Annotated in this window: 35 protein-coding genes; 9 read left to right on the top strand and 26 right to left on the bottom strand. The window is 68.2% G+C overall.

Features of this window, described 5'->3' with window-relative positions:
- Positions 1-7: 7 nt before the first annotated feature.
- The 4 genes from ACTJJP_RS06805 to ACTJJP_RS06790 all read right to left on the bottom strand — a co-directional run bounded on the left by ACTJJP_RS06805 (position 8) and on the right by ACTJJP_RS06790 (position 3,665).
- Positions 8-1,585, bottom strand: coding sequence for a hypothetical protein (locus ACTJJP_RS06805; protein WP_440774266.1), 1,578 nt, complete (start codon positions 1,583-1,585; stop codon positions 8-10).
- A 26-nt stretch (positions 1,586-1,611) separates the two neighbouring features.
- Positions 1,612-1,758 (bottom strand): hypothetical protein, encoded by a 147-nt coding sequence (locus tag ACTJJP_RS06800; RefSeq protein WP_440774265.1) that lies wholly within the window; start codon positions 1,756-1,758, stop codon positions 1,612-1,614.
- An 11-nt stretch (positions 1,759-1,769) separates the two neighbouring features.
- The gene (locus ACTJJP_RS06795) at positions 1,770-3,056 is read right to left on the bottom strand and encodes a PBSX family phage terminase large subunit (RefSeq protein WP_440774264.1); all 1,287 of its coding nucleotides are present in this window, start codon (positions 3,054-3,056) and stop codon (positions 1,770-1,772) included.
- A gap of 96 nt (positions 3,057-3,152) precedes the next feature.
- Entirely contained in the window at positions 3,153-3,665 is a 513-nt protein-coding gene (locus ACTJJP_RS06790) for a helix-turn-helix domain-containing protein (RefSeq protein WP_440774263.1), read from the bottom strand.
- Positions 3,666-3,736: 71 nt separating this feature from the next.
- Here ACTJJP_RS06790 and ACTJJP_RS06785 point away from each other — a divergent pair, with 71 nt between their 5' ends.
- On the top strand, positions 3,737-4,426 hold the full coding sequence (locus ACTJJP_RS06785; RefSeq protein WP_440774262.1) for a hypothetical protein: 690 nt from the start codon (positions 3,737-3,739) through the stop codon (positions 4,424-4,426).
- 127 nt (positions 4,427-4,553) lie between these two features.
- On the opposite strand, the gene ACTJJP_RS06780 is transcribed toward ACTJJP_RS06785, so the two are convergent.
- From ACTJJP_RS06780 to ACTJJP_RS06675, 22 genes are all read right to left on the bottom strand, one after another.
- A complete protein-coding gene (locus ACTJJP_RS06780; protein WP_440774261.1) occupies positions 4,554-4,769 on the bottom strand; it encodes a helix-turn-helix domain-containing protein in 216 nt (71 codons plus the stop codon).
- A 290-nt stretch (positions 4,770-5,059) separates the two neighbouring features.
- On the bottom strand, positions 5,060-5,410 hold the full coding sequence (locus ACTJJP_RS06775; RefSeq protein ID WP_440774260.1) for a hypothetical protein: 351 nt from the start codon (positions 5,408-5,410) through the stop codon (positions 5,060-5,062).
- 8 nt (positions 5,411-5,418) lie between these two features.
- Entirely contained in the window at positions 5,419-5,766 is a 348-nt protein-coding gene (locus ACTJJP_RS06770; RefSeq protein ID WP_440774259.1) for a hypothetical protein, read from the bottom strand.
- Complete coding sequence (locus tag ACTJJP_RS06765; RefSeq protein WP_440774258.1) at positions 5,763-6,620, bottom strand: hypothetical protein; 858 nt, start codon at positions 6,618-6,620, stop codon at positions 5,763-5,765. Before ACTJJP_RS06765 ends, ACTJJP_RS06770 begins: the two co-directional genes overlap by 4 nt.
- On the bottom strand, positions 6,617-6,985 hold the full coding sequence (locus tag ACTJJP_RS06760) for a hypothetical protein (RefSeq protein ID WP_440774257.1): 369 nt from the start codon (positions 6,983-6,985) through the stop codon (positions 6,617-6,619). The genes ACTJJP_RS06765 and ACTJJP_RS06760 overlap by 4 nt, the downstream gene beginning before the upstream one ends.
- A complete protein-coding gene (locus tag ACTJJP_RS06755) occupies positions 6,976-7,200 on the bottom strand; it encodes a hypothetical protein (protein WP_440774256.1) in 225 nt (74 codons plus the stop codon). Before ACTJJP_RS06755 ends, ACTJJP_RS06760 begins: the two co-directional genes overlap by 10 nt.
- The gene (locus ACTJJP_RS06750; RefSeq protein ID WP_440774255.1) at positions 7,178-7,675 is read right to left on the bottom strand and encodes a single-stranded DNA-binding protein; all 498 of its coding nucleotides are present in this window, start codon (positions 7,673-7,675) and stop codon (positions 7,178-7,180) included. The genes ACTJJP_RS06755 and ACTJJP_RS06750 overlap by 23 nt, the downstream gene beginning before the upstream one ends.
- Positions 7,675-7,974 carry a hypothetical protein gene (locus ACTJJP_RS06745; protein WP_440774254.1) on the bottom strand — a complete coding sequence of 100 codons (300 nt, stop codon included), beginning with the start codon at positions 7,972-7,974 and terminating at the stop codon, positions 7,675-7,677. The genes ACTJJP_RS06750 and ACTJJP_RS06745 overlap by 1 nt, the downstream gene beginning before the upstream one ends.
- Positions 7,971-8,345, bottom strand: a complete 375-nt coding sequence (locus ACTJJP_RS06740; protein ID WP_440774253.1) for a helix-turn-helix domain-containing protein — start codon at positions 8,343-8,345, stop codon at positions 7,971-7,973. Before ACTJJP_RS06740 ends, ACTJJP_RS06745 begins: the two co-directional genes overlap by 4 nt.
- Complete coding sequence (locus ACTJJP_RS06735; protein WP_440774252.1) at positions 8,342-8,743, bottom strand: hypothetical protein; 402 nt, start codon at positions 8,741-8,743, stop codon at positions 8,342-8,344. The genes ACTJJP_RS06740 and ACTJJP_RS06735 overlap by 4 nt, the downstream gene beginning before the upstream one ends.
- On the bottom strand, positions 8,740-9,093 hold the full coding sequence (locus tag ACTJJP_RS06730; RefSeq protein WP_440774251.1) for a hypothetical protein: 354 nt from the start codon (positions 9,091-9,093) through the stop codon (positions 8,740-8,742). Before ACTJJP_RS06730 ends, ACTJJP_RS06735 begins: the two co-directional genes overlap by 4 nt.
- Positions 9,090-9,566 (bottom strand): hypothetical protein, encoded by a 477-nt coding sequence (locus ACTJJP_RS06725; RefSeq protein WP_440774250.1) that lies wholly within the window; start codon positions 9,564-9,566, stop codon positions 9,090-9,092. The genes ACTJJP_RS06730 and ACTJJP_RS06725 overlap by 4 nt, the downstream gene beginning before the upstream one ends.
- On the bottom strand, positions 9,566-10,021 hold the full coding sequence (locus ACTJJP_RS06720; RefSeq protein ID WP_440774249.1) for a hypothetical protein: 456 nt from the start codon (positions 10,019-10,021) through the stop codon (positions 9,566-9,568). Before ACTJJP_RS06720 ends, ACTJJP_RS06725 begins: the two co-directional genes overlap by 1 nt.
- Before the next feature lie 131 nt (positions 10,022-10,152).
- A complete protein-coding gene (locus tag ACTJJP_RS06715) occupies positions 10,153-12,744 on the bottom strand; it encodes a DNA methyltransferase (protein ID WP_440774248.1) in 2,592 nt (863 codons plus the stop codon).
- Positions 12,741-13,127, bottom strand: a complete 387-nt coding sequence (locus ACTJJP_RS06710) for a hypothetical protein (RefSeq protein WP_440774247.1) — start codon at positions 13,125-13,127, stop codon at positions 12,741-12,743. The genes ACTJJP_RS06715 and ACTJJP_RS06710 overlap by 4 nt, the downstream gene beginning before the upstream one ends.
- Complete coding sequence (locus tag ACTJJP_RS06705; protein ID WP_440774246.1) at positions 13,124-13,531, bottom strand: hypothetical protein; 408 nt, start codon at positions 13,529-13,531, stop codon at positions 13,124-13,126. The genes ACTJJP_RS06710 and ACTJJP_RS06705 overlap by 4 nt, the downstream gene beginning before the upstream one ends.
- Positions 13,528-14,331, bottom strand: coding sequence for a recombinase RecT (locus tag ACTJJP_RS06700; protein ID WP_440774245.1), 804 nt, complete (start codon positions 14,329-14,331; stop codon positions 13,528-13,530). The genes ACTJJP_RS06705 and ACTJJP_RS06700 overlap by 4 nt, the downstream gene beginning before the upstream one ends.
- Entirely contained in the window at positions 14,328-15,275 is a 948-nt protein-coding gene (locus ACTJJP_RS06695; protein WP_440774244.1) for a YqaJ viral recombinase family protein, read from the bottom strand. Before ACTJJP_RS06695 ends, ACTJJP_RS06700 begins: the two co-directional genes overlap by 4 nt.
- On the bottom strand, positions 15,275-15,826 hold the full coding sequence (locus tag ACTJJP_RS06690; RefSeq protein WP_440774243.1) for a hypothetical protein: 552 nt from the start codon (positions 15,824-15,826) through the stop codon (positions 15,275-15,277). Before ACTJJP_RS06690 ends, ACTJJP_RS06695 begins: the two co-directional genes overlap by 1 nt.
- A gap of 17 nt (positions 15,827-15,843) precedes the next feature.
- A complete protein-coding gene (locus tag ACTJJP_RS06685) occupies positions 15,844-16,158 on the bottom strand; it encodes a hypothetical protein (RefSeq protein ID WP_440774242.1) in 315 nt (104 codons plus the stop codon).
- A 65-nt stretch (positions 16,159-16,223) separates the two neighbouring features.
- A complete protein-coding gene (locus ACTJJP_RS06680; RefSeq protein WP_440774241.1) occupies positions 16,224-16,436 on the bottom strand; it encodes a helix-turn-helix transcriptional regulator in 213 nt (70 codons plus the stop codon).
- Positions 16,433-16,657, bottom strand: a complete 225-nt coding sequence (locus tag ACTJJP_RS06675) for a helix-turn-helix domain-containing protein (RefSeq protein WP_440774240.1) — start codon at positions 16,655-16,657, stop codon at positions 16,433-16,435. Before ACTJJP_RS06675 ends, ACTJJP_RS06680 begins: the two co-directional genes overlap by 4 nt.
- 114 nt (positions 16,658-16,771) lie before the next feature.
- On the opposite strand from ACTJJP_RS06675, the gene ACTJJP_RS06670 reads away from it, so the two are divergent.
- The 8 genes from ACTJJP_RS06670 to ACTJJP_RS06635 all read left to right on the top strand — a co-directional run bounded on the left by ACTJJP_RS06670 (position 16,772) and on the right by ACTJJP_RS06635 (position 24,867).
- On the top strand, positions 16,772-17,239 hold the full coding sequence (locus ACTJJP_RS06670; protein ID WP_440774239.1) for a helix-turn-helix transcriptional regulator: 468 nt from the start codon (positions 16,772-16,774) through the stop codon (positions 17,237-17,239).
- The gene (locus ACTJJP_RS06665) at positions 17,236-17,694 is read left to right on the top strand and encodes an ImmA/IrrE family metallo-endopeptidase (protein ID WP_440774238.1); all 459 of its coding nucleotides are present in this window, start codon (positions 17,236-17,238) and stop codon (positions 17,692-17,694) included. Before ACTJJP_RS06670 ends, ACTJJP_RS06665 begins: the two co-directional genes overlap by 4 nt.
- 1 nt (position 17,695) lies before the next feature.
- Positions 17,696-18,841, top strand: coding sequence for a site-specific integrase (locus ACTJJP_RS06660; RefSeq protein WP_440774237.1), 1,146 nt, complete (start codon positions 17,696-17,698; stop codon positions 18,839-18,841).
- Positions 18,842-19,280: 439 nt separating this feature from the next.
- Entirely contained in the window at positions 19,281-20,534 is a 1,254-nt protein-coding gene (locus tag ACTJJP_RS06655; RefSeq protein WP_440774236.1) for a hypothetical protein, read from the top strand.
- A gap of 176 nt (positions 20,535-20,710) precedes the next feature.
- Entirely contained in the window at positions 20,711-21,874 is a 1,164-nt protein-coding gene (locus ACTJJP_RS06650) for a hypothetical protein (protein WP_440774235.1), read from the top strand.
- A gap of 52 nt (positions 21,875-21,926) precedes the next feature.
- Positions 21,927-23,123, top strand: a complete 1,197-nt coding sequence (locus ACTJJP_RS06645) for a polysaccharide pyruvyl transferase family protein (RefSeq protein WP_440774234.1) — start codon at positions 21,927-21,929, stop codon at positions 23,121-23,123.
- Between the two features lie 20 nt (positions 23,124-23,143).
- Positions 23,144-23,695, top strand: coding sequence for an acyltransferase (locus ACTJJP_RS06640; RefSeq protein ID WP_440774706.1), 552 nt, complete (start codon positions 23,144-23,146; stop codon positions 23,693-23,695).
- Positions 23,692-24,867 carry a glycosyltransferase gene (locus tag ACTJJP_RS06635; RefSeq protein ID WP_440774233.1) on the top strand — a complete coding sequence of 392 codons (1,176 nt, stop codon included), beginning with the start codon at positions 23,692-23,694 and terminating at the stop codon, positions 24,865-24,867. Before ACTJJP_RS06640 ends, ACTJJP_RS06635 begins: the two co-directional genes overlap by 4 nt.
- The last annotated feature ends 12 nt before the right edge of the window (positions 24,868-24,879 follow it).

The raw sequence follows: 24,879 nt of genomic DNA, 5'->3' as shown, positions 1-24,879 counted from the left end.
TCCCGGGTCATTCTGGCTCGGGACCTTCCCCTTCTTCCTCGTCGTCGCCGGTGAATGTCGCCGGATCCGGCGCGGTCCCGCGGTCCTCACGGATGCGGCCGACCTCGATCTTGATCTCGTCCTCACCCCAGTCGGGGTTCGCGCGAGCAACCTTCTCCCACAGGCTGATCGCCCCGGCAGCATCCAGGAGCGACAGGGTCCGTGCGAGCTTCTCCGGGTCCTCCTGCGACACGTCGGGGAAGATCACGGTCGGCTGCTCGAACCGCCCGCCACCCTTCCCGGGGAACAGCTTCCCGTCGAGCTCGAGCGCAACCGACGCCTGACGGCTGATCGCGGCGCGGTCGTACAGGATTTTCTTGTCGCGGGTGCGTTCCGACGCTTTGTTCCGGTCGTCGACCTCCGTCGCGGTCTGCGTGCCGCCCTGCCCGCCGCCGGAGTAGTCGCCCCACGCCGACTGCGAGTAGCCGGCGGCGCGGAGAATCTCCCGGTAGAGGGCGAACGCGGTGCGCTCGTGCTGCTCGACCCGGATCTCGAACTGGACCTTGTCGATCATCAGCTCGCCCGGCTTCCCGGGGGAGTTGAGACCGGCGAAGACCTCGCGGCCCATGTCGAACGCGGCACCCATACCGGGGCCGAGGTAGTCGAGCATCGCGTCCGGGACGAGGATGCGGCCCGCGCCCTGGCGGAGGTCACGCATCCACGACGAGAACGTCTCGTCGAGCGCATCGAACAGGCCGTGCAGGCCTGCGTAATCGGAGCGGCCCGTGTTCGCGAGCACGCCCTTCTTCCGCCACGCGCGGGTCGGCATGTTTGGGTTGTACGAGCAGGTGAGGCGGTCGATGCCGGTGAGGATGCGGGAGTCCGCGTTCACGAGCCCGGCGAGACCGGCGGTCTCGGGTCGGTCCTGCAGCGGGACCCGCTTGCCGAGGTTCGTCTCCGTGCCACGGAACAGGGCGTGCTCGATCGCGCCGACCTCGTGGTGCTCCAGGTGGCGGTAGACGACCTGCGTCCGGCCCTCGCGGTACTCGGTCCACATGGTGCACTCGACCATGACGCCGCGCCGGAAGACGGGGATGACGACGTCAGCGGCGGCGACCTCGAGCCACACGTGATCGGCGACGTCGACGTCCCACGCGGAGGTGATGACCGTCGCGCCGAGCGATGCCTTCAGTTCGCCCATGGTGTTCCAGGTGGCGTGCGCGGCTTCGCTGTTCGCGATGAGGTCGAGACGCTTCTTCGCCGTGTCGTTCCCGTCGGTGCCGAGGGACACCTCCGGAGGTTCCGCGAACACCAGGTCCGACGACAGCGTCGCGAGGTCGGCGGGTGCGGGGACGTGGATGCGGGTGCGGTTCTCGTTCGCGGGGACCGGGCGGCCCCAGAACATCTTCGACGCGGCGCCGACGAGCCCGCCACGCATGGCCCGCCCGCGGTGGGTGTGCGTGGCGGCGGCCTGACGGTCGGACGAGTAGAGACGCTCCAGCTGCGCGGTGTCGCCCAGCTGCCATGCCTCGTTCAGCGCGTACGCCTTGTACGCCTCATCCCACGGGGCGGGCGGCCAGGCGGTGTTCTGCTCGGGGATCGGCATGCGGGACCCCCTTCGGGTGGAACTGGTCAGGCGATCTGGCTGGCGAGGATGGGGATGCCGCGTTCGGCGTGCCAGGTCTTGAACTCTTCGGTCGTATGGTTCTTCTCGATGCCGCAGTGACAGCGGTGCACATCGACGGGGCCAGCATTGCCGTGGTAGCAGAAGTGGTTCACGCGCACCTCCATCACGCCGCGAGCTGCGGCTTCCAGTAGTTCGTCGTCGAATGGGCGATGTACCGGCCCGCGTCGAGGCTGTGGTCGTTCTCTTTCACGACCTGGTCCTCACCGGCGTCGGTGGCCTTCGCATCCCACCGGTACTCCGTGACCTCTTCGGTGAAGCCGGTGCACCGGTCGGTGACGACGAGCTGCCCCGCGTCGAGGGCGTTCGCGATCGTCTGGATACCGGGGAGCACGTCGTTCACCGCCGGCCACGGGGTGAGGCCGGTGCCACGGAGGTCCTGCTGCATCTGCATGTGCATCGACGCGGCGGCCGGGTCGAGCATCAGGAACCGCGGCTGCACGGTCAGCGGGTACGGGGTGTGGTCCTGGGGGAGCCACGCCCGGAACTTTGCGGAGAGGGCGGCGTCGGTGAGGCGGAGGTCGTTGTGGTCCTTCGGGTTGTACCGCCACTCGTCCATCAGGATCAGGCGGGGGCGCGGTTCGTCGGACACGCCGAGCATGAGCGCCGCGGTCGTGTTCGTCGTGCCGTAGTCCATCCCGATGCCCATGACGTCCCGCAGCCGCGGCATGTCCGCGAAGGGGATGACGTGACGGGCGGGGTCCCACATCGGGTAGACAGCGCCCTCAGCGTTCGTCCACTCGCCCTTGATCATCCGGTCGTAAAACACGCCGGAGAACGACGCCTCCATGTCGGCGATGTAGTCCGCCGGGAGGTTCGGGTTGTCGCGCATCGTGAAGTGGAAGCTGATGAGGTTCTTCGCCGCGCCGGGGACGATCCAGTTCTTCCGGATCCAGTGGTTCCGGGAGGCTGGGTTCATCGTCGCGAGGAGACGGGCGCCGTCGACGCGGAGGCGGGAGACGAGCATGTTCCAGAAAGGTTCCGGCATGAGCGCGGCCTCGTCGACGTACGCGAGCGCCACCGTCGAACCCTGGATGCGGCCGACAGCCTCAGCGTTATGCGCACCGATGACCATGACCTCACGGCCCAGGATGCGGGCCGAGGAAGCGCCGGGCGTGTAGACGATCTGCGACGCGATGACGGTGCCGAAGATCGACGTGTTCTGGAACAGCACGAAGATGTTCTGATACACCGTCGTCATCGTCCGACCGACGATCACGATGATCCCCGTCTTCGGGGCCACACGCACCGCGAGCAGGAACGCCCACAGGCTGATCACCGTCTTCCCGGAGGAGACAGCACCGAACCACAGGGCCAGCTTGAACTTCGCCGCGTCGACGAGGGACAGCAGCTGCGCACGGGAGACGAGGCGTTCGAGATCAGCGAGGTTCACGGCCACAGCGCGCGCAGCAGCGAACGTAGTCGTTAGGCTGCCACGACGATCCGACGAACTGCCACACCCACCGGTGCAGGCCCAGGAAGCACAGGATCATTCGTCGACCCCCGTCTCAGTCTCCGCACGGAGCCGATGAGCCGCAGCCTTGAAGCCGCGGGCGATCGTGTCCAGCACGCCGACGGCCTGATCAAGGCCCGTGTCCGACTTCTCCACGATGCGGGTCAGCTTGTCGAACGTGATCCCCGCCGTCGTAACGATATTCCGACGCACCTCCACCGGTGCCGAATCCAGCACGCGGGAGTTGTAGTCGTTGTCCTTGCCGCCGAAGTTGTACACCAGGTACGGCTCGTCGATCTTGTCGAGCATCGCCTCCGACGCGGCGAGCATCTTCTCAGCCAGACGAACACGTCCCGCGGCCAGGTCCACAGTGTGCGCCGCGACAGCCGCAGCAGTCTGCGACCGGTCGAAGGTCAGGCCCTCACCCTTAGCCCACCGAGACACCGTCGACGGCGAGCAGCCCATCTCCTTCGCGATCGCGTTGCAGGACAGCCCGCCGGCGTACAGGTCACGAGCGCGTTCGGCGTCGAATGTTCCACTGGCTGCCATTGGGGGTCACCTCTTCGCGGGCCTCTTGCCCTGTGGGATGAAGGTTGAGAGCGAATAGATAGCATCTGGACATGGCTAATTCGGCAGACAACCTGCACTCGCTGTTTAACCTCTGGCGATCACGGGTCGCGCAGCGTCCCGGCGCGACGATGGGTGCGCTGATGGATCTTGACGGGTTGGCCTTGGACGAAATTTCGACTGCGTTCGCACTGATGCATGTGCTCGAGGATCAGCTCCGGTACTTGGGTGATCACAATGCGCGAGTGAAGGTTCATCAGCGCAACCTGCGGCGGTGGATGCGCGTGCCCCTTATGCCCCAGGTTGGCTGGTCGGCGAATGTGAGCTCGCCGGACTACGTCGTCACGGAGGAGACGCTCGACCAGATCGAATCTCTCAGCTCGTTCCTGGACGGGAAGGTTTTCGACATAGACGATGAGCGCCTGCCGGACCTACGGGACCTTGTCCGGGAAGCGGAGGCGCTGCTCGCGTCGAACTCGACTATGGATCCGATGCTTGCTTCGTATATTCGCCGGTTGCTTGCGTCCATCCGGAACGCGCTGGACGACGATAGTGCGGGTTTCGCGTTCGACTACGTCTCTGCCGTTGAGCAACTGAGAGTCGCGTTCATGGCGGCTGCGGAGTCTGCGCGGACACCCGAGGAGAAGACCGGCTGGCGGAACATGGCGAGTCAGATCATCACGGGCACGGGGGTGGCGCTGGGTATCGAGGTGGGGAAGAAGATGCTCGGCATTGAAGCCTGATTGCAGTGTCGAAGCCCCGGTATCCACGTGGTGTGGGCCGGGGCTTCGTCGTGGGCGGAGTGATCCACCATCTAGTTCTTATCCTGCCTGTTTTGACACATTTGCACCTTTTTGCGGCGGGTCTACCTCAGCGGCGTGTCGGGATGCCGCGGGGCCGCCCGCGCTTCTGGGTGAGGGCCACACGCCCGACTGCTTTCGACGGGACGACGGTGCGGCCTTCACCGTCCGTGTCGGTGGCGAGGAGGCCACGGTCGATCCACCGGTACACGGTGCGCTCGGCCTTCCCAACGACGGCGGCAGCCACCTTCACCGTGATCCAGGCGGGGAGCTGTACGTCAGCCATCGGACTCCCGTTCACTCGATCCGGGAGCCGCACGCCGTGCGCACGCTGCGTCATTCGCGCACACCCGAGACTTGTCGTCGTTCGGTGCGTACGTGAAGCCCCGGACGCCCCAGCGCCCACATCGGACGCAACACCACACCCTCACGACGACGATCCATTCGATCTGGTCGCCTGGCATTCTTCGGGCGTCCCGTTGAACCCGCATCGGCACGACGGGCCCTCTTCGGGGTGGTCGATGCCCCAGTCGGACCAATCCGGGCCGTGCTCGGGCCCCTGCACACTCGATCCGGTCACTGCGACCACTCCATCGCGACGAACCTTCCGCGCGGGCGGTCGATCAGCATGTCGGGCTCGCCCTCGACGAGGCCCGCATCAAGCTGCCGCCTCGGCCACTCGACCGCGGATCGCGAGTCCCAGTGCCAGCCGTGCTCGCCACAGTGGCACGGGCTGATCTTGACCCACTGCCACTCCGGCTCACGCTGAGCGGCGAAGCGAGTGGGATCATCGTCGCTGTCTACTGGATCGCCGTAGCGGTAGCCCGTCTCGTCGTCGTGCTCCTTCCAGATATCGAGCATGAGCATGTCGAGGTCGGGGAGGTCGCGGTAGTCGAGGCGCACGGCCGTCTGACCCTCAGTCAGCATGTGGATCTTCACGGTGTGCTCCCGTTCGTGTGGTTGGGTGTCCGCCGGTAGCCGCAGCGGCACCGATCCATGAGCGGATGCTGCTTCCAGTCGTCGCAACGCGCTTCGCGGTCCCTCTGGTGCACGGCGAACTGATCCTCGGCCCCGATCGCCTGCACGCTGTGGTCGACGTCGGCTCGCCCGCCGTCGACGAGGACGGTCCGGGAAAGGTCGGCCAGTGCGCGCTTGATGAGGGCGCCGTCGGACGTTATCCCCAGCGCCGTTTTGATCTGGTCGAACTCCTGACGCTGCTCGCCGGTCAGACTCGCCGTCACCACGCGCTTCTTGAACGGCTCTCTCTCGTCGAAGGTGCTCATGCGGTCTTCCTTCCTGCGTCGGCGGTGCGCCGGGTGATCGTGTGCGCGTCGTCGATGGTCCAGGCGTCGCGGGGTGCGGAGCCGGGGGCGGCGGTAGCGAGGTCGGCGTCCCACAGGGCGGGAATGCCCGCATGGCGGGACTGCACGCCGATGAGGTGGCACCAGCAGTCGCAGTCGACGTCCGGACATTCGACGTGCTGGATCGCGTCGTCCGACTCGCACGCGGTCGACCCGCCCCACGACGCGGGGCCGGTGCGGATCTTGTCGAGCCGGTGGCCGCAGTGCTGGCACTCGACGACAGTGAACGCGCCGACGACCCGCTCCCGGTTCCGTGTCGCCGTGAGGAGGCCGCACTCGGGGCACCGCGCGGGCGGCGGGGTGACCTTCGCCCGTTCCTCGACCTCGAGCGTGCGGTACGCGTTCAGCGCGGCGTGCGCGAACTGGATCGCGTGCGCGGCGCCGGCGGGCGTGTTCACCCACATGAGCAGGGTGAGGTCTCCGCGGGTGGCGAGGTGCCGGTTGCAGGCGTCGAGCTCGAGCATGGCGAGTGACAGGTTCGAGTACCCGAGCGCGGTGGACCCGCCGCCTCCCGTGGCGGCGACGGCGCGTCCGCCGGCCGCGACGATGAGCGTCGACCATCGGTGCCACCCGGCGAAAGCGGTCTCGACGAGGTCCCAGCAGTGGCGGCAGAGGAACCCGACCTCGGCGGCGAGGGGGAGGCAGCCGCGGCAGGTGCCGGGGCGGGTGCTCTCGGCCCAGCCGGGGTGGTCGAGGCAGGTGACGCGGTGCTCCCCGAGCGTCGTGCACGCGCGGATGCCGGGGAGGCCGTCGTTCGTGGCGCATACGAGGGTCATGTCGGTTCTCCGTTCGTGGTGTCCTGCTCCGACGTCGCGGCGGTCATCACTCCGCGTGCGGCCTCGTCCCAGTAGCGCGCCACGTCGCGGAGACGGCGAGCGGTCTCTCGATAGACCTCCGCCAGCCGCGGGCACTCGCGAACCGTGACGCGGGTGAGCTCCCGCGAGTGCCCGGTGGGCTTGGACTTCGAACCGAAGGCGACCCGATGGAACGGCTGATAGTCGTCTGTTGTGACGGTGAACGTGTGCCGCGAGTCCGCGTCGTGCGCCGTGATGGTCCCTACCTCGCCGTACGAGGCGTAGTCCTTGCGGCCGTAGACCCACATGACGCGAGTTCCGATCGGCGGGCGGCGTTTCACTGGCATGAGCAGGCTCCGTTCGGGGCGATCTCGGTGAAGCAGTCGGGGCAGACCGGGCGCGGGGCGCGCTCGACCTCAGCGGCCGGGGTGCAACCGTCGTGCACGAGCTGGTCGCCGACGTACACGACGTCGTCGCCGGGCTCGATACTGTCGCCGCAGTCGGCGTGACAGCGGCCGGGGTAGCGAGCCGTGAACGGCTTAGAACGGGGTGTCGTCTCCATGACCGCCACCTCCCCATGCGTCCGCTGCGCCAGCCTGAGCCGCTCCCGGCGTTGCCCAGGGCTCGTCACCCACCGGAGCGCCCGATTGGCCGCCAGTCGAGCCCGTGCCGCCCGTGGCGCGCGTGACCTGCGCCGTCGCGTACCGCAGGGACGGGCCGATCTCGTCGACCTCGAGCACGATCGACGTGCGGTTGTTGCCCTCCTTGTCCTGGTAGCTCTGCTGCTTGAGTCGCCCGGTCGCGATGACGCGGGAGCCCTTCGTCAGCGACCCGGCGACGTGCTCAGCGAACTCCCGCCACACCGACGCGCGGAGGAACAGGGCATCCCCGTCCTTCCACTCGTTCGCCTGACGGTCGAACGTGCGCGGTGTGCTCGCGATGGTGAAGTTCGCGACCGGGAGACCGTTTTGCGTGTACCGCAGCTCGGGATCGGCGGTCAAGTTGCCCACGACGGTGATGATCGTCTCGCCCGCCATCAGACGTCCGCCTCGTTGGCGTTCTGTGCCTCAACTTCGACCGGGTGCGGCGTCGTCATGCTCTCGGGCACGATGACCACAGCCTCGGGCCGCAGGGGCACGAACGCGGCCTTCGGGATCTCGACGGTGAGCTTCACCTCGACCGTCCCCGCGCGCGGGCTCGACGACCGGTTCTGCGTCGACGCCACGACCTTCGCCCCATCGATGGCCTCCACCGACGCGCGGTCGCGCACCCACCTGCTGTATTCGGGCGCCACCTGCAGGTACACCTCGGCGCGCACGGTGTCGTTGTTCGTCATGCTGTCCTCGTCTCTTCGTGGTTCTGGCTCGTCTGCTGGCGCAGGATGCTCCGGTAGTTCTTGACGGTGCCGGGATGGCAGCCGACGACGGCCGCGATCGCCTTGGCCGTGGCGCCATCGGCGGTCATCTGCCGAATGGTCTGGCGGTTGGCATCGGTGAGCGTGCGCCGCGACTGGTAGGACCGCGCGTCTCGGTCGGGCTCGACGGAGTTCGCGGGCTGGGCGGCACCGTTCGCGAGCTTCCGCTCGATCAACTCGGCCACCGGCACCTCGCGCCCCGCTGCTGCGGACGCCCGCCGCGCGGCAGCGTCGAGGAAACGGAACGTGCCGCCGTCGATGTGCACGGTGATCGGGATGAGTGCGGTGCTCATGCCCCGGCCTCGATCGCGCCGGTCGTGTAACGGATGGACTCCTGGCGGTCCCGCTCCCGCGCAGCCTGCAGCCGGTACGCGGCCTCCGGGTCGAGCGGTTGCCGGCGCGGCCAGTCGGCGGGGACGATGCCGCGCGCCTTCGCCGACCGCACGTCGGTCTCGACGTCGGCGGTCTTCGTGCGGGCGCCGGCCTCGACACGGTCGAGCACGTGCGCCGCGGTGAGGTACTGGTGCCGAGTCGCGGGGTCGCGGTAGTGGGCGACGATCGCGGTGCGGCACTGGTCGTAGGTGAAGTCGCCGAGCAGCTCGAGCCACGCGGCGGTCGCGAGGTCGTCGGGGCGGCGGTTGTCGAAGCCCGCGGCGACCGCGAGGAGCTTCGCCGCTTCTTGGGTGTTCATCGTTCGATCTCCTGCTGGTGAGTGGGTTCGCCGAGAGAGGCGATGTAGGCGAGGTGCTCTTGACCGCGCGTCGGACGCGCAGCGGGGGCCGGTCGGGGCGCGCGGGCTGCGGGGAGGTCGTCGGTCCACCGTTCGTGGCCGATCCACACGCCCAGCGCGGGGACGAATTTCGTCTCCGTCGTCTCGGCGTACGCGGTGCCGAAGCGGACGATGTCGGCGACGAGCTCCGCGAGGGGGCGGCGGCGGGCGGCGATCTTGAAGCGGTCGAACGCCTGCTTCCGCTCGGTCTTCTTCGGCCAGGCGGCGTAGGCGTGAACGAACGCGGCTTCGAGTTCAGCGGTCGGGGTCACGCGCGCGAGAACACTCTGTTCCCCTGTTCCTCTGTTCCTCTGTTCCTCTGTTCCCCTGTTCCAGGAGCGACGGTCTCGCGAGGCTTCGCGACACTCTCGCGAATGTCGGAGTCGCCGAACTCGGTTGTGCCGTCTGGCCTGGGCATTCTTCCCTTACCCGGCTTGTCGATGCGCTGAATGCTTTCCCAGAACGACACGAACAGCAGTCGGGTCCCGTCGGCCTCGTACCTGTGGATAAGTCCGACGGTTTCGATGCGGGAAAGACCTTCGGAAACCCTCGCGACGGTCTCGCGAGGATTCGCGAACATGTCGCGCGCGAACAGGTCGCCAACGATCAGCGCCACGTCGTCGCGCCCCACGCCGTTGTCGTCGACGTACGACTCCAACCCCTTGAGGAGGAGGCGGTCCTCCCACGTCAGGAGCGCCACACGCTCGCTCTTCCAGAACTCGGGCTTCGTGCTGCGGATGCGCATCAGCGGGACCCCCTCAGCGCGAGCAGTGCGGCCCGGGGCGTCTGGTCCGCGCGTGCTTTCCACGCGAAGTACTCGTCCCCGTAGATCTGGTGCATCCGGTCGAGCGCCTCGACGGCGCTGATCTCGCGACGCTCGTCACCCTCCAGGAGGAACCAGGCGTGCTCGTGCGCGAAGAACACCGGCACCGCGGCGACGTCGGGTACCCAGATCGGGACCTTGATGCCGTACGCCTTCGCGATCTCCGCGAGGTCGGCGTCCGCCTCGATGCCCCCGTTCAGCAGCGAGTCGAGCCACAGCAGGTTCTCGGCGCGGTGCTTATCCGGCCGGCCCCCCATTCCGCCCTGACGGTGCTGCGGGACAAGACGCTCCCCGGTGGTCGCCGTCCACACGCACACGAACCCATCGCGCCGGGACAGCGCTTCGAGCTGGCGGCGGGGGACGCGTCGATCGGACACGGTGTCTCCTTCGTGGCAGGGGCAGGTGGAGCGTCGGCAGGACTCGTCGCCGCCGAACTGGCGGCCGGGGTGGCATCCCGGGCACGCGCCGCACGCGCGGCGGAGCCGGGGGAGGGTGTCGGGCGCCCAGTTCACGCAGCGGCCCATTCGGTGTCGAGCAGGTCGAACAGGGTTGGGACGCCCTGCTCGTCGTCGTGCCGGCGCAGGTAGACGAGAGAGTCGGCGACCGACGCCGGGTTGAGCTCGGACCCGTACCCACGGCGGCCCTGCCGCACCGCTTCGAGCACCGTCGAGCCGAGACCGCTGAACGGGTCGTAGACGAGGTCGCCGGGGTTGGAGTAGGCCGCGATGAGGCGCCGCGGGATCTCGAGCGGGAAGGGGCAGATGTGGTTCTCGACGGCGCGGCGCTTCTGCTCGCTGTTCAGCGTCTCGATGCGCAGGACGTCGTGCCACACGTTTGGCGCCCACGACCCCGGGACGAGCGACGCGAACGTGCCCGGGAGCGCGTTGGCGGCCGCGAGTCGCTCAGCAAGGGCAACGTGCCGCTCGTAGTCGTAGACCGAGCGGAGAGACTGATCCGTGAACAGCTTTGATCGCGCGCCCGGGTCGAGTACTGCGAGCTCGTCGAGGGCGAGCAGACGGTCGCCGGAGGCTCGCCAGTCCGCGGCCGCGTCAATCTGCCACCGGCCGACTGAGTATTCGTCGCGAGCCTTCACGACACGCTCGTCGGCCCAGCCCTTCGAGCGGTCGCTCTGCGGCTTGTGGAAAAGCAGCACGTACTCCGGTGAGCCGACGCCCATCGGAGTGTGGTCGCGGAGCATCTTCGAGTACGACAGCCGGTACGTCTGATTGTTCTCGCGCACGACGTCGGTCGTGACGGTGATTGCGCCGTAGTAGTCGAATCCGTGCTGGCGGTAGTGCGCGATCGCTTCGGCGTGCAGCTCGCTGACGGTGTAGACGCCGGCACCCGTGACGGAGCCAAAGAGCTGACGGTCCTTCACGTGTACGGCGAGGATTCTGCCCGGCATGAGCGCGCGGTAGAGCGACGGCGTCAGGTAGTCCATCTGCCACCAGAAGTGCGCGTTGTCGTCGGTGTGACCGAAGTCGGCGTAGTTCGGGGAGTACTCGTAATGGTTGCCGAACGGGATGCTCGTCACCATCAGCCCGACGGAGTCCGACTCGAGGTGATTGCGCGCCTCCACGACCGAGTCGTTCAGCGCGATAGTCCATGCCTCGCCGGTGTGCACCTCTCGCTCGACGCCCATCGCGCGGGTGAGCTCGGCGGAGATCGCGGATGCCGAGAGCCCGAATTCGCGGAGGACGTCGGACATGGTGTCGGTAAGGCGTTCGTCCTCGGCCCATTTCGTCTCGAGCACGGCGCGCACCTCGGACTCCGTCTCGGCGTAGATCAGGTGTACGTCGCACTCCTGCATCTGCCCGAACCGGTGAATGCGGTGCACAGCCTGGACGACCTGCTCGTACTTGTGGGTGATGCCGACGAAGACGGCCGTGCTGCACTGCTGCAGATTGAGGCCGCGGCCGAGCTGGACGGGCTTTCCGATGAGCGCGTATGTCTCGCCGGCGAGCCAGGCGCCGAGCTGCTGCTCGATCTGTTCGTCGGTGAGCCCGCCGTGCACGGACGAGTACGTGAGGCCCTCGGTGTCGAGCGCTCGCTCGAGCGCGGTCTGTTCGTCGTTCAGGTCGCACCACAGGAGGATCTGGCCGGGCAGCGGGTGTCCGAAGTGCTCGCGCACGATCGACATCGCACGGTCCACGCGGGCGTCGAGGGTGCGTCGCTTCTCGCGCGCGGCATCCACGAGTGACATGGCGCCGCCGCGGACGAGGACGCCCTGGCCGTCGCGGTCGACCTGGTCGGAGAGGATGCCGACCTGAACCTCGTCCCAGTGCACCCGCAGCTCGGGGAGGGCGTAGCCAGCGTCGGAGTATCCGAGGTCGGAGGGCCGCTGGAGGAAGCAGGCCCAGGTGTTGAGCCACAGCCAGAACTCGCGGCGCTTGTGCGGGTACAGCGTGAGGTTGCCGGCCTTCGACGAGTCGCGCTGGAAGAACCGGGTGAGGGCGGCGCCGGTGTCCATGATGCCGAGGAACCCGGCATAGTGGATCAGCTCCTTATGCCGGTTCGGCGACGGGGTGGCGGTGGCGACGAAACGGAATGGGGTGTTGGCGAAGAGGACGAGGAACCGCTGGTAGGTCTCGGAGCCGAACGAGCGGAGTACTGCGGCCTCGTCGAGCGAGACGGCGGTGAACAGGTCGACGTCGAGCTTCCCGTCGCGCACGGACTCGTAGTTCGTGACGTACAGGCCCGACCAGGTGGGGTCGACCTCGGCCGTGGTGCGGACGAAACGCACCTCGACGTCGAGCAGCTCGCGGCCGTCTCGCGCGATGTCGAAGCGGACGCCGAGCGGGGCTACGACGAGCCCGCGGCCGCCGACCCGCTCGATGATGAGCCGGAGTACTTCGAGCTGCATGACGGACTTGCCCATGCCGTATCGGGCGAAGATCGCACGCCGGCCGCCGGCGACGGCCCACTTCACGACGTCTGCCTGGTGCGGCTTGTAGAGGTCGTGACCGGGCCGGAAGATGGGCGACAGGTCGGCGTCGTCGACGTCGAACCCGAACGATCGGTCGAACGCGACCTTGTCGCGCAGGAACGATTCGTAGTCACGGCCGTCGTTGCCGGTGCTGAGGGTCAGGAGAGCGCTCATGCGCGGGCACCGCCTTCGAGGAACACCGCAAGCGTTTCGAGGCTCATGGTCACGTACTGCTCCGCGGGGTCCGTTGTGCCGCGCTTCTTGTGCACGACCACCCCGACGACCGCGTCGTCGTTCCCGCGCTCGGCCTCGGCCTGACGGAGCCACCCGGGCAGGTCGGCGCGTGCGGTGTCTTTGCACTCGATGACGACGCGGCCACCGAGCGGGGTGCGGACGCCGCCGATGTCACCGCGGTCCTTCGCCCCGGTCTTCGCGCGGCGGTCGATGCGGTCGTCGCCGAGGCGCTTCGCGAGGAAGTCGGCGACGGAGCGCTCAAAGCGGGTGCCGGCGTCCTTCGCTGACGCGCGGGACCGTCGGGGCTTCGCGATGTCGGTCACTGGTCCGCTCCCGTAGTCGCAGCGATCACACGGATCTCCGAGTCGAGGGATCGGGTGACCCTGACCTGGCCGGCGTCGGTGATGAAGATGAAGTGCGCGAGACCTTCCGCCTCGTCGACGGTATGGAGGTGCACGACGCCATCCATCGTGTTGATGCAGATGCGGTCGCCGTCACGCAGCCAGGCGGCGTGGATGACACCGGGGACGAGGCCGCCGAGGACACGCCAGTCGACCGATGAGCGCACCGCCTCGTCGTGGCTGGCGAGCCAGCCGTCGAAGATGTCGCCTGCGATGCGACGCTGCTCCTTCTCGCCGTTGATGGGGTCGTGGTAGGCGGCCTGACCGCCGTCGTCGAGGAAGGCTTCGCGAATGCGGTCGTCCGTCCAGACGCTCGAAGCGTTCACGAGGGCACCTCGGCGGTGTTCCAGTCCGCGGCCGTGTTCTCGTTGACGACGACCGTCTCGGGCTCGTCGTCGATGCGGGTGACCTCGACCTCGTCGAGACCGCGGAGGGTCTGCACCTTCGCCTCGTCGGCCTCGAGCGCGCGGCCCAGGTCGGTCGACTTCGGAAGATACTTCGCCAGGGCGCGGACGGCGGTCTTCTTGACCATCTCGTCCTCGTTCGTCTTCCACGGCGTCGACGCCCAGTACGACGGGCGGCGTTCCATGACCTGGGTTCGGGTGAGGTAGACCCACGTCGTCCCGCCGGAGCGCATGCGCGCGGTGGCGACGACGCCGATCCAGTCGCGGGTCTCCTCGAAGTCCTGCGGCACCCAGTCGTAGAACATGCCGCGCTCGGCATTCGCGCCGTACGTGAACTGGTCCCCGCGGCGGACGAGGAACGCCTGCACGTTCATCACGAACTCCGACCGGAGAGCGAGCTTGATCAGGCCCTGGTAGCCGATGATCGGGAGGCAGATTTGCTGCCCGCGGTCCTTCCGCGGGGTGAGGTAGAACTCGCCCAGCCCGGACCCGATCTCAAGGCGCAGCTGTGCGGCGAGCATGACACCGCCGAGGAGGGTCTTCGGGTCGGCCTGCATCAGCTGCGGCGACTTCATGATCTCCGACAGCACGGCGCGGACGAACGCTTCGCTGTTCATCGCCCCGCCGAGCTGCCGCTCGATCGCTGGCAGCTGTGCCTCGACGAGGTCTTTCATGGTGGGGTTCTGCTTCGCCGCGGCGGCGGCGGTAGAGAGGTCGGTCACTTCTTCTCCTTGAGGTTGGTGCGCATCACCCGGTAGGGCTGGCCCTGGGTGGTGAACTCGCGGACGATGTCGGGGTGCACCTGGCGGAGCGCGGACGTGTCGAGTCCCATGCGCCCCTTCTGGTAGCGGTAGGTGAGGACGTTCTTCCCGTTGCGGGTGATGGTGTCGGCGCCGCCGAGCCACTGCCCGATCGCAACCTGAAGGGCGTCAGCTTCGGCCTTCTGCGCCTGCATGTCGGCGAGCAAGATCGCGCGGCGCTCGATCGCCTCCATGACCGTGTCGTCGGCCTCGAGGGACGTGCCCGCGTCGACGGGGACCTCGTTCAGCTCGGCGATGGTCGACGGCATCGGGGGGATGCCCGCACGCACGTTCCCCTCCCAGAACGCCTCGACTGAGGGGATGAGGTGCTCGTTGATGAAACGGTCGTCGCGGGGCTCCCAGAACAGGCGGAACTCGCGCCCACCGATCCAGACGACGACGGCGGCACGGGTGGTGCCGGCGACGGCCATCTCCGCCTGAACCTGCACGCGGATGTCTGTCGGGATGCCCTCGTCCCAGTGGTGCCCGGAGTAGTGGTGGGCGGTCTTGAACTGCCACGTGATGAACGGGTAGGAGGACACGCGGTCGAACGAGGCGTGCAGGAACGGGTGGGCGGCGGAGCGGGCCATGAAGCCCGGGGAGAGCGTCACGTCGAGGCCTGCGAACTGGTGCACCCAGGCTTCGATGATCGGCTCGGACTGGTGGCCGATCCAGGCGAGCAGCGGGTCGAAGTCACGGTCGACGCCCTGCTTGTGCTTGTAGACGTCGAGGGCGGTGTTGCCGTAGGAAGAGAGGCCCATGACGGCGGCGACTTCGGACGCGCCTACGGAGCCGCGGCGCTCGTTCTCCCACGCGGGAGTGTCGGGCGTGACGTCGATCGTGACGAACGGGAGCGTGCGCAGCATCAGTCGACCTCCGAGAACTCGTAGGCGCACGCCGTGCACAGACCCTCTTTGTCGATGACGACGTTCTGGCCGCAGCGCGGGCACTGCGTCGGGAACTTCGGGTCGGCGCACAGGAGGGGCCAGAAGATCGACTTCTCCTCCTTGCGGATCTCGGCGAGCAGCTGACCATCGGTGAGGTCGTCGATGGTCTGCTGCGTGTTCAGCACCCATGGGACGGTCAGCTTGAACGCCTTCCGGATCGCCTGCCGCGCGGACTTCGTGCCGTAGCGGTCACCGATCGCGTCGACGATGCGGTCCTCAATGTCCTGCATCGCGCGCCAGTGATCGTCGAGGATCTGGTGGTCGTGGGGGAGGGGACTGGGGACGGTGGGGTAATGGACGGGGGCGGTCGTGGTCACGAGGTGGTTCTGCTTCCGGCGGGTCCACGTCCAGACGGTCGTGAACAGGGCGAGGAGGATGAGAGTCGCGGCGATGACGGCGGCGCCGTCGAGACGGCCGCGGATGAGCGCGAGGGCGAGGAAGACGAGACCGGACGCGAAGAACACGGTCACGAGGCGGCCGTAGACATTCACGACGGCAATTCCGCGGCGGGGACGATGGCGTACACGGAGACTCGGAGACCGTCGAACTGGGTCGACGTGCTGACGAAGGTGACGCCGTCCGCTTCCGACTCGGTTACCTCCTCCTCGAAGGAGACAGCGAGGGAGCCGACGATGTCGCGGTCGGTGACGCCGAGGCTGATGTGCTGGGGGACGGACGGAAGGCGGACGCCAGCGGCGATCCACGGCTTCGTCTCGATGAGGTCCGCGAGCTTGCGGAGACCGGACGCAATGTCCGCTCCGGTGTACGCGGGGGGCGGTGCTACGGTGGCGGTGGTGGGCATCTGTGGTGCCCTCCTCTCTTTCGATTCGCCCCTGGTTGCCGCCGGGGGCGTCTCACTTCGGTTGGTCAGGCGGTCCGCTTGAGCGGGGCCACGTTGTCGGCGCCGGACTGCTCGCGCATCCAGGCATCTAGGTCGCTGCGGTAGCAGCGCACGCGCCCGCGGAGCAGCCACATGCGCGGCCCCTCGCCTTTGGAGCGCATGTTGTAGTGCGTCTGCACTGCGAGACCGGTGACCTCGGCGACCTGCTGGATCGTGAGGACCTCGTCCGACGAAGTCACGACGCGACCTTGTTCGTCAGCGAGCCGGTCTCCTTCATGTGCCCCGCGATAGCCGCAGTCACATTCGCGACGTAGCCGACCGTGGGGACGAGTCGACCGTTCTCGACCTTGGACAGGTACGCGGGAGCGGTGTCGGCGATCTCGGCAGCCCTGTCGAGAGTGAGACCGGCTATCCCTCGGAGTGTTCGGAGGGCCTCTCCGGCCGTTCTTTGGTGGGTCATGTCCAGGACTGTAGACAACTTCTGGACACAAAAGCAACCCATTTGGGGGACAAGGCTGGACCTCATGTCAAGAAATGAAGTGCTTGTGCCATGATTTCTGGGCATGATACGTTCATGGCCATGTCAAGAAACTCACCTGCGAAACTGACAGCCGAGATGCGCGCAACGTTGGCGCGTCGCGTCAAGTCGCTACGACTTGAGCAGGGCATGAAGCAGGAAGAGCTCGCCGAGAACGCAAACGTTTCCCGCCAGACGCTCAGCGACATCGAGAACGGCAACACCACCCCGCAGGCGAAGGTGCTGCAGCGGATCTATCAAGTTCTCGGCATCGACATCGAGCCCGTCTCCTTCGAAGAGCAGACAGACATCTGGCTTGGAATCCTCGGCACGCTGATCGAGGCCGTGCCAGCGGATCGCCGGCCTCGCGCCGTCGACGGCGCCATGCGTGCCATCACGCACGAAATCAACGCCCCAGGCAACGTGATCCGCGGCCGTTTCGGCGCCGATGTCGGAGCCCCAACCGAAGATGACCTGGACGCCGTAGCCCGCCCCACCGACCCGGAGCCCACCGACGAGCAATGACCCCCATCGACGAGTACCTCGAGGACCTCGCCCGACAGGGCGGCATCCACATCGAGCATGAACGGCTCCCCGACGGCCGCGACGGCCAGTCCTGGACAGACCGAAAGATCACCCGCCTCCGCCCCGGCATGCATGCCCGCCTCCACCGCTGCGTCCTCGCGCACGAGCTCGGCCACCACGCTCTCGCCCACACGCCCACGCGCTTCGGCCCGGTCCATGCGAAGCAGGAACGCGCCGCCGAAGAGTGGGGCGCGCTGCGCCTCATCACCCTTGACGACTACCGCCACGTCGAAGAGCTCCGCGACGGTCACGCCGGCGCCATGGCCCTCGAGCTCGGCGTCATGCGCACGACCCTCGAGGCATTCCAATCCGTACTTCTGCGCCTCGGCGACTCCGTATACGTGCAACCGAAGATGGGCGCCGGATCCTGGACGCACCGCATCGAGGTCGCCTGACATGGCCCGCCCGCCGATGCCCGTCGGCACGTGGGGCACGATCAACCGCGTGCAGCTCGGCCCCGGCCAATGGGTCGCGCGCGCACGCTTCCGGGACTACGACGGCGTCACCCGGATCGTCGAGCGGGGCGGCACCTCCGGCCAGAAGGCTGAGAACGCGCTCAAGGAAGCGCTCCGCGACCGCGCGCGCCTCCCCGCCGAGGACCTCACCCCCGAGACCCGCCTCAGCCGCGTCGCCGAGGAGTGGGCGAAGGAACTCGAGCGCCGCGATGTCAGCGAAGGAACGAAGGACCTCTATCGTCGCAATCTCAGGCATATCGTCCGCGGTATGGGCGGCCTGCAGATGCGCGAGGTCACCGTGCCAGCCGTCGACCGGTTCCTCGAAGCGCTCATGGTGAACAGCGGGCCCGAGACCGCGCGCCTCTGCCGCGTCGTCCTCCGAGGCATCTGCGGTCTCGGCGTGCGGAAGGGTGCCATGCCCCTCAACCCCGTGCGCGACGCCGTCTCCATCCCGCGCAAGGCGGCCGAGCCGCGCACCCTCGACGTCGCCGAGGTCGTCCGCGCGAGGGCGCAGCTCGCCGAGTGGGACGCGCGCCTCACGAACGGGGGAGCACTCCGTCGCACCGACATCGCCGACCCCGTCGACATGATCCTCGGCACCGGCATCCGAACCGGCGAGGTGTTCGCCCTCCGATGGGCCGACGACGTGCACCTCGTCGACATCCCCTACATCGAGATCACCGGCACTGTGAAGGAGATCACGGGGAAGGGCCTCTACCGGCAGGACTACGCGAAGACGGAGATGTCGCACCGCCGGCTGATCCTCCCTCCGTTCCTCGTCGAAGCGCTCACGGAGCGCACGCGCGACAGCGAGTTCGTCTTCCCCTCGGTCACGGGCACGCTGCGCAGCCCGAACAACTTCCGCACCCAGTGGCGGAAGTTCCGCGCCGCGCACGGCTACGAAGAATGGGTGACGCCGAAGACGTTCCGCAAGGCGGTGGCGACTCTCGTCGCGACCGAGGCCGATGACGAGACGGCCGCCGGTCAGCTGGGGCACGAGTCGCCGAAGATCACGAAGCGGCATTACATCAGGCGCCTCCACGAGGGGCCCGATGTGCGATCGATCCTGGAGCTGTTCGCGTCCTGATCCATCGCTTACCCATCGCTTTCGCTGGGAAAAGACGGGAACCCACGGTTGCCCAGGGTAAACAGGCGGAGACGTATCACCCGATCAGCAGGAGAAATAGGTAACCCACGGTAGGCGTCGTCGCCCAAACGGGGGTTGCAGGTTCAAGTCCTGTAGCCGGCACCTCATCCCTCCCCGCGTTCGCGTCCCTTCGGCCGGTCGCGCCTCCCGGCAGATCTCGGCGGCCCCGAGCGTTGTCGGCGCCGGGAGCCGTCGCCGGGGTCGAGCAGCGGCTCCGATCGCGGTGTGCGGCGACGGAGCGGGGGAGCGTTTCCTCCTCACCCGTGGACTCGCCCCGAAGACGCGGGGAGATCGTCCTTCCGTAACGTCCCCGACCTCCCGTGTGCGTAGGGTTGGTCGGACGCTGGTGGGGATCGTTACGGAGTGTTCGGAATGAAGAATGACTGATCTTTCTCGACGGACCGCGATGTCCCTCCTGCTGTTGGCGCCGGTGGCCGTCGTGGCCGCGTGCGCCCCCGAGAGGGAACCCGTGACGCCGACCGAGTCGCCGTCCGCGCCGGACTCCTCGGGCGAGGCTCTCGGTGTCGTCGGCCCCGCGGCGGCATCCACGGCCCCGGAGATCCCGCCCGCGGGCGACGTCTTCGGCCCCACCGGCCACACCTGGCCGACGCGGACGCCGCGCGCCTACGACGCGTTCGACGCGAGCGTCGAGTGCGCGTGCACGTGGGAGGCCATCGCCGCCGCGATCACCGCGGTCGACGTCGCGGCGCCGGACGGCTCGGCGCGGGTGCTGGTGCAACCGGGGGTCCTGCCCGGAAACGGAGCGGGTTCCACGTCCGAACCCGTGCTGGCCGACGTCGGGCGCGAGGGGCGGTCCTCCCGAATCCTCGTGATCCCGCGCGACGGGACGGAGTCGGTGACCATCGACGGATCGCTCCGGCTCGACGGCGTCATGGGCGTGGCCTTCGCCGGGTTCTCGACGTTCCCCAAGAGTCTCGTGCTCACCTCGACACGTGACGTGGCCTGGGCCTGGTCGAAGGGCCAGGCGTTCAACATCACGTCGGGCGACAGCGGCCCCACCGAGAACACGGAGTTCGTGGAGTGCGTCACCCCGGACGCGGTTTCAGGCGATGCCGACACGTGGGCGTTCCGGACGGGGGCGAACGCCTTCCGCGACATCTCCGTGCGGGGCTGCTACATCGCCCCGACCTATAAGGATGACGGCTCCTCGTCGCACTGCGACACTCTTCAACTGTCGGGCAACGCCGAGAAGGAAGGGCTGCTGATCGAGGGGACCGTGCTGTTCTCCTCCACCAACGCCGGGTTCATCCCGGCAGCGGAGGCCCGCGACATCGTCTTCGATCGGAGCCTCCTCGTGGGAGGCGACCGCATGCTCGAGCGCTACCCGCTGCCCGACGGTGCGAATGCCTTCACGTCCGGGGCGCCGTCCGTGGTGAACGCGGCGAAGTCCATCGACGAGATGAGCGCGAAGGACTCCATCTTCATCGGCCGTGTGCGGGGGACGTTCGCGAACGTCGAGAACTCCACGGTCTCGGCGGCGGATCCGCCCGCAGCCTCGGGCGGGGCGTTCGAGTCGGACCCCTCGCTGTCGGACATCGACGCCGAGTGGTTGGAGGCGCGGGCACCGATGCCGACCGACGACCGGCTGCGGGAGATCTGGCAGCTGCGCTGAGCGCGCGCATCCGTCGGCGCCGAGACGACTCGGCGGATGTTCCGAGCGCGCGCATCCGTCGGCTCCGAAACGACTCGGCGGCTGTTCACCGTCCGAAAAAAGACGAAGAGATTACGTTTTTCGGGTATTTTCCGAAATCGTCACCGGTGCATTCTGTGTGCTCATATATTTGCGCCATGAACGACATCAGTCGCCGTGCTTTCGTCGGATTGCTCTCGGCCACGCCCCTGGTCGCCGCCTCCGCGTTCCTCGTGCCCCAGTCCGCTTCCGCCGCCACCGTCATGTCCACCAGATTCGGGCCGGACGGTTCGCACTGGCCGTCTCGGACTCCCCGCCCGACGGACGCGTTCGACAGGACCATCGAATGCGACTGCACCTGGGCGGCCATCGCCAACGCCATCTCGTCGCTTCGTACGGTCGCTCCGAACGGCAATGTGCGCATCCTCGTGCGCCCCGGCACCCTGGCCGGCAACGGTGCCGGTTCGTCGTCGAAACCCGTTCTCCAGGGCGTCGGCCAGACCGGCCGAGGCCGTCGCATCCTGATCATGCCGCGAGACGGTTCCGCCAGTGTGAGCTTCGACGCGTCGATCCGGCTCGACCGCGTCATGGGCGTGAGCTTCGTCGGCTTCTGGACCTTCCCCGGTTCGCTGGTGCTCACGGGCGTCTCCGATTTCGCCTGGGCGTGGTCGAAAGGCCGGGCGTTCAACGTCTCGAGCAATGAGACGGCGGCGGTGTCCGGCGTGGAGTTCGTCGAGTGCGTCACTCCCGAGTCGCAGCTCACCGAATCCGACGCGTGGGCGACGCGGACGGCGGGCAGCACGGTCACGGACCTGTCGATCACCGGCTGCTACATCGCATCGATGTACAAGCCGTCGGGCTCATCGGCGCACCTCGACACCTACCAGCTGTCGGGTACGCACCCCCTGCGCAACGTCGTGATGAAGGACACCGTCATCTTCGCCTCGACCAATGCGGCATTCATCCCCACCGAGCTCGCGAGCGGCGTCCGTTTCGAGCATTGCCTGGTCGTCGCGGGGACCCGCATGCTGCAGCGTTATCCGCTCCCCACGGGCGCCAAATCGTCGACGACGGGCGCGCCTCAGGCAGCCAACGGGTCGGGGACGAACGGCGTTATGGCGGCGCGCGATTCGATTATGATCGGAAGCGTCCCGGGCGTCTGGGCATCCGTAGAGAATTCCTTCACACCGGCGACGACGACCTACTCCAACTCCGGAGGATGGACGAGTGATCCGACGCTTTCAACCGTAGATTCCGCGTGGCTCGAGCAGCGCACACCTACACCTACCGATGAATACCTGAGGGCCATTTGGAAACTTTGATCATTCCCTCGGCTCGCCGGAGCCCCGCTGACGTCGTCCCGAAGAGCGCCCTGTGAGCGCGCTCCGACGCCTGGCGAAGCCCCTGCAGTCCCAGGGACTCATCCGCCTCGTCGACCGGGTGCTGCTGCACGCACGACCGCAGAAGGGGGCTCGCAACCACGTCCTGCTGGCCCCTCCGGGTCGCGGCAACATCGGCGATCAGGCTCTCGTGGAAGCCTTCGTGGAGACCGTCGACGGGCCGGTGGTCGTCGTGACCCGGTCCGTCCAGGATTTCGACGTGCCGGACGCGCTGCGCGAGCGGATGCGCATCGTCCCCCTTCCCGCCCTCGTCTACGGCTCCGCGGTCGGTCATGCGCGCGACGTGCGCGCCCTGAGCAGAGAACTCCGCTCGGCGCGGTCGTTCTCCGTCATCGGCGCCGACATCATGGACGGCGCCTACGTTCTGCGGGCATCGGTGAACCGAGCGGGACTCGCCGAGCGGCTCGCCCGCCTCGGGTGGCCCACCCGCATCGTGGGCTTCAGCTGGAACGCGTCGCCTCACGAGCGGTCCGTGGCGGCTCTGCGCCGCGCCGGCGACGCGGGGGTACGCCTGTACCTGCGCGATCCGCGCTCCGCCGCCCGGGCACGCGCCGATGGTCTTTCGGTGCGGGACAGCGCCGACATCGTCTTCGCGGCGACATCGCGCGACGACACGATCGTGCAGCGACTTCTGCCCGAGCTCGGCGACCGCGAACTCGCGCTCGTGAACGCGTCGGGGTTGGTCGGCGACAGGCTGCCCGCTTACGTACGGGTCGTGAAGACCCTGCGCGCCGCGGGCTTCGTGGTGCTCGTGGTTCCGCACGTGTCGCGTCACGGCGCCGACGACCTGCCGCTGTGCCAGGCCCTCGTGGACGCTGCCGGAGACGACGTCGACGTGCACTTGGTTCCGCGCCTGCTCGCCCCCGCCGAGATCCGCGGCCTCGCCGCGCGCGCCGCGGTCACGGTCACCGGGCGCATGCACCTCGCGGTGATGTCGCTGATGGCCGGGACGCCCCCGGTGACTGTCGCGACGCAGGGGAAGGTCGAGGGACTGATGGACCTGTTCGGAGCGCCGGAGCTCTGCGTCGCTCCGGGGTCGTCGTTCGACGGCGACCTCTTCTCCGCGGTGTCGACCGCCGTCGAGCAGCGCGCCGAGCTGCGTTCGCGGATCCTCGGCGCCCGCGAGACCGTGACGGATCTCGCGCGGCGCAACGTCGAGGGCCTGTCATGAAGGGACGGGCCGTGAACCCGATGACGCTCATGGAGTACGCCACCCGCGCGCGGGACGCGGCGTACACCAAGATCGCGGCCACCGGGTTCGCCGAGTTCGGGAGCGGATCGCGGATCATGCTGCCGTTCCGCGCCGGCAACCCCCAGAAGGTCGTCGTCGGCCGCGACGTGCTCATCGGGCCGTCGTCGTGGTTCATGGTGCCGCGGCTCGACGCCGCCGGTCCCGTCATCCACATCGGCGACCGCGTGCGGATGAACCAGACCTCGATCACCGCCGTCGAAGAGGTGATCGTCGAGGATGCCGTGGCTCTGGCCCGCGGTGTCTACATCTCCGACCACACGCACGGGTTCGACGATCCCGACATCCCCATCCGCGATCAGCCCCTCTCACGCGTGGCACCCGTTCGGATCGGCCGCGGTGCCTGGCTCGGCCAGAACGTCGTGGTCATGCCCGGCGTGACCATCGGGGCCGGTACGGTCGTGGGTGCGAACGCCGTCGTGACCTCCGACCTGCCGCCGCGCTGCGTCGCGGTGGGCGCTCCGGCCCGCGTGCTCCGGGAGATCGTCTCGTGAAACGCGACGTCGTCTTCACGTTCTCGTACGAGACCTACGCCGATGCCGCGGCCCGCGGCATGATGCGTCCGCCCGACCGCATCCTGCAGACCCTCATGTCGTCGGACGACGTCGGCAACCTCCTCGTGGCGAACCCGTTCCGCTCGCTCGCCAGCGTGGCGGCCCGGGGGATCCGGCCGGCCGAGCCCTTCCCCGCCCGCGCGGACCGGCGGCTCATCACCCCGACCCGTCTCGCTCGCCGCGATCCGGTCAACGTGCCCGCGATCGTGCGCACCTACCGTTCGTACGACGAACAACTGCGTACGGCGGCCGCCCGGGCCGGAATGAGCCGCACCGCGGTCGTGACGACCAACCCGCTCGTGGCGGCGTTCTGCCCCTTCGGCTGGGCCGACACCGTCACATACTTCGGGCGCGACGACTGGCTGAGCTCCGAAGCGCGTCGGGCCTACTGGCCGGCGTACGCCGCGGCCTACCGCCAGATCAGCGAGAGCGAGGTCGGCGTCGCCGCGGTCTCGCAGCAGATCATCGACCGGATCGACCCGCGCGGACCGGCGGTCGTCGTTCCGAACGGTGTCGACCCCCGTGAGTGGATGGGTCCCCGCCCCGCGGCGCCGGACTGGCTGGCCGCCATACCCGGTCCGCGCGCGATCTACGTCGGCACGATCGACAACCGACTCGACGTCGAGGGCATCGCGCACCTGGCGGTCCTTCGACCCGACCTGCACATCGTGCTGCTCGGGCCCGCCCCCGAGCCCGGCTACACCCGCGCGCTGCGCGACATCGCGAACGTGCATCAGCACTCCGGGGTCGGTCGGTCGGAGCTCGTGGCGGCACTGCGCAATTGCGACGTGTCGCTCCTGTCGCACCGGCGCACGGCACTCACCGAGGCGATGAGCCCGCTCAAGGTCTACGAATACCTCGCCGCGGGTCTGCCCGTGGTCTCCGTCGACCTCCCGCCCGTGCGGGGGATCCACGAACGGGTGACCTTCTCCGCCAGCACGGCCGAGATGGGTCCCCAGGTCGACGAGGCTCTCGAGCGCGGTCCCCTCACCGATGCGCAGCGCGCCGCGTTCATCGAGGACAACGGGTGGAGTTCACGGCACCGTGCGGTGCTGGACCTCGTGCTGCGCTCCTCCGCCCGCCACCGCACGGCAGCACCGGCGAACGTCTGACCCCCTTCGTCG

Origin of the sequence: Microbacterium sp. 22296 (assembly GCF_052045385.1) — a bacterium.
Lineage (GTDB): Bacteria > Actinomycetota > Actinomycetes > Actinomycetales > Microbacteriaceae > Microbacterium.
This window is presented reverse-complemented; position numbering and strand designations above follow the sequence as displayed.